The organism is Candidatus Methylomirabilota bacterium, assembly GCA_035936835.1.
Classification (GTDB): domain Bacteria; phylum Methylomirabilota; class Methylomirabilia; order Rokubacteriales; family CSP1-6; genus AR37.
Genome location: DASYVT010000170.1, coordinates 25,286 through 31,598 on the forward strand (window position 1 = coordinate 25,286; position 6,313 = coordinate 31,598).

Sequence of the window (6,313 nt, forward strand, 5' to 3'; positions counted from 1 at the left end):
TCACCCGAGGACCATCTGGGTCTGGATGGTCATCGACAGCAGGCGGCCCGACTCGTCGCTCACCCGGGTCTGCCACACCATGGTCCGCTTGCCGCGATGGAGCGGCGTGGTCTCGGCGCGCACCGTACCCGAGCGGCCGGCGGCGAAGAAGTTCGTCTTGGACTCGAGCGTGGTCGTGCCGGCGCCGGCGGGCAGGTTGAGCACGGTGGCGACGGCGCCCAGCGTATCGGCGAAGGCCATCAAGGTCCCGCCGTGGAGCGCGCCCCCGACGGTCCGAAGCTCATCGCGGATAGCGAGCGTGGCGACGACCCGCTCGCGCGTGAGCTCCACGAACTCGATGCCGAGGAGCTCCACGAGCGTGCCCCTCCACAGCGCGGCCAGGGCGCCGACGTCCACCGTGTCTCCGCTCATCACGGATACCTCCTGGGAAAGAGTTCGGGCGGCTGGCGGCGGCTCTCCACGGCCGCCGTCGCCCCCGGAGGGGGAAATATACGCCGGTCGCGGCTCAGCCGGTCGGCGGTTTCGGACAGCGCGAGCAGCTCGCGCTTGAGCCGCGCGGCGGTCTCGGGCTCCGCGTCGGATACGTCGCGGAAGACGATATCGCCGTCGCGGAGGCGGAAAAGCTCGCTCCGGTCATTTCGCAAGGTGTAGCGCAGAGCCAAGCCGTCCTTGAGGTACAGAAAGCTCCCGTACGTGCCGCTGATGAGCCCGCCCTCGCCCGCGTCGGCGCCGGCGTCAAAAAGATTCCGCCCCATCCCGCTGTAGAGGTGCTCGCCGTCGAGGAGCCCCAGGACGGTCGGCACGATATCGAGATGGGTGCCCGACCGCTCCTGCCGGGAGGCCCAGCGATCCTTCGCGCGGGTGAGCCGCGGGCCGAAGAAGATCAGCGGGACGCGAAGGCGCTCCATGGTGCGCGAGTCAAAGACGTGGCTCGTGTGGTCGCCGGTGATGACCAAAAGCGTGTGATCGAGGTCCGGGTCGTGGAGCCGCACGACCTCGACGAAGTCGCGAACCGACCGGTCGAGGTACTGGAAGGTCGCGAGCACCTCGTCGGCGAGCGGGTTCGTCGTAGACGGCGGCACGGTCCACGGGCTGTGGGTAGTCGTGGTCATCATGTGAGCGGTGAACGGGCCCGAGCTGGAGAGGATGATCTTGGCGGCCTCCTGCAGCATCGGCCCGTCGAAGACGCCGAGCGCGTTGGTGTCCGCGCCGGCTCGGTCACCGAGGCGGGCGCGCAGGTCGTCGTAGCCGAAACCCCGGTAGCCTTGATTACCCATGAACGTGACGAAGTCGGCGCTGCGCTGCTTGAATCCGGCGACGTAGTAGTGCCGGTACCCGTCGGCGCCGATGCTGCGCGCGAGCGAGCCGGTGAGCCCGTTGATCTCCCGGGCGGGCAGGTCCGCGGTGCGGCTGAGCGCGAACGGCGCCGGCAGGCTGGTGACGATAGCGAAGACCGAGCCGTCCGTGGCGGAGAAGCTCTGGATCATCTTGCGGAAGCAGAGGCCTTGCTCGCAGAGTCCGTGGACGTAGGGCATGACGTACTCGCTGCCGACGCGATGGTCGATGAGCGCGGAGCTGAGCCCCTCGACCATGATGACGACCACGTTGCGGATGCCAAGCTGGTCCTCGCCCCGCACCTGACGGAGCAGCGGATAGGTGGGGTCGCCGGCCGGGAGCCCGAGCAGGCGCCGGCTCAGGTCGAGGGCCTCCTGGGCGTCGAGCTGGTACCGGGTCGTGCCGTCCGGGAGGCCCAAGAGGCGGATCAGGTCCTGGAGCGGGTTGCCGACCGCCTGGTTCAGCACGTAGTCGCCAAGCCGCATCCGATCGAGGCTCGACACGAGGCGGATCTGGAGCCCCTTGCTCGCCTTCGTCGGCACGATCTCGAGGGCGACCCACAGCAGAGCACCGATGACGGCCAGGGCCACGACGAAGGCGGCCGGCCGCCAAAGGTCGACGGCCTGTCCGGCCAGGGGGCGCGTGTGCCGCCTCGCGGCGAGCGCGGCGAGCGCGATGCCGAAGAGGCCCCCGCCTATCACGAAGGGGTGCGCGGTGGCGAACGGCTCGAAAGCGATCAGCATCTCGTACGGACGTCCGATGTTCGCGGGGACGATCTCCCAGAGGTGCTGCTGACGCTCGCGGAAGACGAAGAGGTTGACCGCCGCGCACAGCGCGTTGGCGCAGGTGAAGACCCAGAGCCCGGCGAGCGTGGCGCGGAGGCGCAGGCGGCGAGTGACCAGCGCGAGCAGGGCCAGGATGCACAGCTCGAGCGCGAGCAGGGCGGCGTCGAGACCCAGGCCCCGCAGGAGCGCGGCAGGCGCCCCCGAGAGCGCCTCCGGCGCCCCGAACAATCTGATAAAGGAGACGCGGTAGGCGGCGAAGACCGCGAAGTTGACGAGGAGGAACGCGAGCACCTTGACGCAGAACTGTCTGCCGATGAGGAACATTACTCGAGGATTGCCTCGGCCTGCATTCTAGCCCGATCCCGGCCAGCGGCCAAACAGGCGCAGTATGGACTATACTGACGCAGGTGACGACGGTGCGGTACACCCTGACCACGCACAGGCGCCTTTGAGCGCGGGAGCACAGCGATGATTCAAGCTCGTAAGCTTGGCCACATCGTGCTGAAGGTTCGCGATGCCCAGAAATCCAAGGACTTCTACACGCGCGTGCTCGGCCTCAAGCTCGCCTACGAGGACCTGGAGCACGGTGCGGTCTTCCTCAGCTTCGGCAGCCAGCACCACGACCTCGCGCTCTTCCAGCTCGCTACCGGCGAGACCCCCGAGGCGGCTCAGCCGGGCCTGCACCACTCGGCGTGGCAGCTGGGGAGCTTCGAGGAGCTGCAGGCCGCCCATCGCGAGCTGCGCGAGCTCGGCGTGGCCGTGGATTCTGTCATCGAGCACAACGTCACGCGCAGCGTGTACTTTCCCGACCCCGACGGCAACCGTGTGGAGCTCTACTGCGACATGGTCGAGCACGGTTTCGAGGCCATGCAGACCATGGGGCCGCGGCGAGACGTGATCGACATCGAGACGGGCCAGGTCATCGCGGCGGGGCAGCCCCTCGGCCGCTGAGATCAAGGGGGATCAATCATGAGCGAGGACACGCAGCGCTTCAGTGTGAGCCGGGCCGAAGGTGCCGAGTACAAGACGGGCCTGCGCAGCTTCATGGAATACCGCGACCTCGGCATCGAGCACGCGACGCACGGGAAATTCCGTGCCCACGTGGTCCGGATCAAGGACCATGCCGACGGCGCGCATGACATGCACACCACCGGCTTGCACCAGCACCAGTGCGACTTCCAGATGTTCTACGTCCTCAAGGGCTGGATCCGGTTCGTGTACGAGGGGCAGGGGGAGCAGACCTTCCGCGCCGGCGACTGCGTGCTCCAGCCGCCCTCCATCGTACACAACGAGCTCGAGTGCTCGGACGATCTCGAGATCCTGGAGATCTACTCGCCCGCCGTCCATGAAACCTTGGCGGTCGACAAGATGCCCGAGGCGTCCGCCCGCTGAGGCCCGGGCCGCCTTGACGTGCGAGCGTGGCGCTGGATTGTAGATGACATAAACCCCGTTCTCAGTCTTGGCTAGCCGAGACTCAGGCGCTGGCCTTCGCACAGAACGGGTGACCATGACCGCCGTCCGGACCGCGCTCGCCGTCGCTCTCCTGGCCTTCGGGTGCACCTCCGCGGCACCCACGGCGCCGGCGGGGGCCGCGCTCGCCTCGCTGGAGGGCACGGCGTGGCTGGCCGAGGATATCGACGGCGGCGGCGTGGTGGATCGCGTGCAATCGACGCTCGCCTTCGATGCCGGCCAGAAAGTGGCGGGGCGCGCCGCCTGCGACCGTTATTTCGGGACCTACCAGCAATCCGGTGACATGGTCGAGATCAGGCCGGGCGGCACGACGCGCATGGCCTGCCTGCCCGCCGTCATGGAGCAGGAAGCCCGGTTCCTGGCGGCGCTGGGGACGGTGAGGAAGGCCCGCCGCGAGGGTGACACGCTCGTGCTGCTGGACGGCGGCGGCCGTGTCCGGCCGCGCCTCACGCCTATCGCCCGACAGTCGGCCGAAATGAATGTTCTCGCCGCTCGTATCGTGCCCCCCGGATCGACGATCGACACCGGGAACTTGGGGTCAGGTCTTGCAATCCAGCATCTGGCCTTGGCAGATAGGTCCCCCGCGACTTCGACCTTCTGCGGAGAATGCATAAATGCAAGACCTGACCCCGGTCACGGAGGTCGCGGATCTCGCTCAGGCAAGCCGGTAGATCTCGATCGGTTCCTCCCGGCCTTTGACGTGTACCGGGCCGAGCGGCTCGTGGCCGAGCGCCTGCTCGCCAGCGGCCGCGAGCACCTCGCCCGACACCAGGATCTGCGATCCATAGCCCTTGTTCAGCTGCTCGATGCGCGAGGCGAGGATCACGACATTGCCGGTGATCGAGTACTGCTTGCGCAACGCCGAGCCGACGTTTCCGGAGACCGCCTCGCCCGCGTGCAGGCCGACCCCGATCATGATCGGCGGAATCCGTCCGGCTTCCGACAGCTCCCTGATCCCGGCGACCAGCTCGCGCGCAGCGGCAAGCGCGTTGCCGCAGTCGCGTCCGGTGGCAAGTGGAGCGCCGAAGGTGGCCATGAAGCCGTCGCCGAGGAACTGGTTGATGATGCCGTGGTTGCGGTTCACGACGTCGACCGCCTCCGCGAAGACGACGTTCTGGAACGCGACGATCTCCTCCGGCGACTTGTTCTCGACCAGCGGCGTGAAATTGCGGATGTCCATGAACATGACGCACACGAACGTGCGCCTGCTTGCGATCTCCGGGCCGGCCTTGAGCAGCGCCTCGACGATGGCCGGCGATACCTGCTGGCCGAAAGTGCTGACGATGCGCTGGCGCTCCTCCTGCGCGCGGAATACGTTGCTGACCCGTCGCTTCAGCTGGTCCGCGACGAAGCCCGCGGCGAGCCCGGCCAGCGCGAGCATGACCCCCTTGGCCACGTAGAACGGCGGCGCCTCGAACGGCGTGCCCGCCGCGGCGCGCGCGCCGCCCTCCACCACGCCGCCGCCCGCGCCAATGTAGGCGAACGACAGGGCCACGTACTCCGCCGCCGCGACCAGTCCGGTAAATACGGACAGCCTGAAGTCCAACCGCAGCGTGGAGAGCACGATGAATACCGCGTAGAGAAGACCCGCCGCGCTCTGCAGCACGTATACCGGATTCATTTCGCGCGACACGAGGAGCATCAGGATGCTGGGAACGCTCGTTTCCACGAACGCGTTCAGGTACCGGAGAGCACCCGGCACGCCCCTTCCCCGGCGCAGCCAGCGGCCGATCAGGTACCGGATGGCAAGCTCGTAACAGAGCAGCAGGGCGATGACCGCGATGATGTAGAAGAACGCGGCAGGCGTGAGGAAACGAAACATCGGGTAGTCTTTGCGGAACAGCGCGTAACCCAGGCCGTAAAACACGATCAGCGCGCCCAACAGACCGGCAAGGATCGCCATGCGCATGCGCTCGCTGTAGATGATTTCCCGAGCGAGATGATCTTCGAAGGATGTGGCAGGCTCTGTCAGGCAAGCTTCAGTTCGAAACTCCAGGCCGAAGGAATCTTGGCGCTTAGGCGACCTAAAGGCCATTATCAGACCGGGCCGGGGCCGGCGGGCACCGACGGCGGAGTGGCTGGCGCCGAGAGAACCGCGCAGACCGCATCGTTGATCCCCCAGCCGAGCCAATCATCAACGGCGATCTTGCGCCGGCGAGCGCGAGGTAGTCAAGACGCGTCCTGCCGGGGCTGCGGCTGCGGGCGCACGGCACGGTCTAGACGGTGAGGCCGGGGAGTGCCAGCTGCTCGGCTCCTGGCTCGGTTTTTGGCGGCCCCAGCCGCCTTGACGCCTCCGACTCCCCGTGTACACTCTGGCGCATGACATCTCCTGGGCGACACTCGCGAATCGGCGTCGACATCGGCGGGACCTTCACCGACCTCGTCTGGGTGGACGACGCCACCGGCGCCGTCCAGGTGGCCAAGCTCCTCACGACCCCCAAGGACCCTTCGCAGGCTGTCGAGCAGGGCGTGGTCACGCTCCTCAACGACGCGGGCGGCCGGACCGCGGATGTGCGCTCGCTGATCCACGGGACTACCCTAGCCACCAACGCGCTCATCGAGCGTAAGGGCGCCCGGACGGGGCTCCTCACGACGGCGGGCTTCCGCGACGCGGTCGAGATCGGGCGCGAAGGCCGCTACGACATGTACGATCTCTTCCTCGACCAGCCAGCGCCGCTGGTGCCGCGCCACCTGAGGCTCGAGGTCAAAGAGCGCATTATGGC

Annotated in this window: 6 protein-coding genes; 3 read left to right on the forward strand and 3 right to left on the reverse strand. The window is 67.6% G+C overall.

Going from position 1 to position 6,313, the window contains the following annotated elements:
- Together VGV06_15300 and VGV06_15305 are read right to left on the reverse strand one after the other, a co-directional pair.
- Entirely contained in the window at window positions 1–411 is a 411-nt protein-coding gene (locus tag VGV06_15300; protein ID HEV2056513.1) for a PaaI family thioesterase, read from the reverse strand.
- Window positions 411–2,444: a sulfatase-like hydrolase/transferase gene (locus VGV06_15305; protein ID HEV2056514.1), complete on the reverse strand. Its 2,034-nt coding sequence runs from the start codon at window positions 2,442–2,444 to the stop codon at window positions 411–413. Before VGV06_15305 ends, VGV06_15300 begins: the two co-directional genes overlap by 1 nt.
- Before the next feature lie 144 nt (window positions 2,445–2,588).
- Between VGV06_15305 and VGV06_15310 the strand changes: the two genes are divergently transcribed.
- Window positions 2,589–3,071 carry a VOC family protein gene (locus VGV06_15310; GenBank protein ID HEV2056515.1) on the forward strand — a complete coding sequence of 161 codons (483 nt, stop codon included), beginning with the start codon at window positions 2,589–2,591 and terminating at the stop codon, window positions 3,069–3,071.
- Between the two features lie 18 nt (window positions 3,072–3,089).
- Window positions 3,090–3,512, forward strand: a complete 423-nt coding sequence (locus tag VGV06_15315) for a cupin domain-containing protein (protein HEV2056516.1) — start codon at window positions 3,090–3,092, stop codon at window positions 3,510–3,512.
- A gap of 733 nt (window positions 3,513–4,245) precedes the next feature.
- Here VGV06_15315 and VGV06_15320 read toward each other — a convergent pair.
- On the reverse strand, window positions 4,246–5,493 hold the full coding sequence (locus tag VGV06_15320; protein HEV2056517.1) for an adenylate/guanylate cyclase domain-containing protein: 1,248 nt from the start codon (window positions 5,491–5,493) through the stop codon (window positions 4,246–4,248).
- Window positions 5,494–5,909: 416 nt separating this feature from the next.
- On the opposite strand from VGV06_15320, the gene VGV06_15325 reads away from it, so the two are divergent.
- Window positions 5,910–6,313: hydantoinase/oxoprolinase N-terminal domain-containing protein (locus VGV06_15325; GenBank protein ID HEV2056518.1), on the forward strand; the 404-nt coding region annotated here is incomplete at its 3' end.

Coding starts and splice junctions, on each gene's coding strand:
- VGV06_15300 (HEV2056513.1), bottom strand. CDS start 411: ATGAGCGGAGACACGGTGGACGTCGGCGCCCTGGCCGCGCTGTGGAGG.
- VGV06_15305 (HEV2056514.1), bottom strand. CDS start 2,444: ATGTTCCTCATCGGCAGACAGTTCTGCGTCAAGGTGCTCGCGTTCCTC.
- VGV06_15310 (HEV2056515.1), top strand. CDS start 2,589: ATGATTCAAGCTCGTAAGCTTGGCCACATCGTGCTGAAGGTTCGCGAT.
- VGV06_15315 (HEV2056516.1), top strand. CDS start 3,090: ATGAGCGAGGACACGCAGCGCTTCAGTGTGAGCCGGGCCGAAGGTGCC.
- VGV06_15320 (HEV2056517.1), bottom strand. CDS start 5,493: ATGGCGATCCTTGCCGGTCTGTTGGGCGCGCTGATCGTGTTTTACGGC.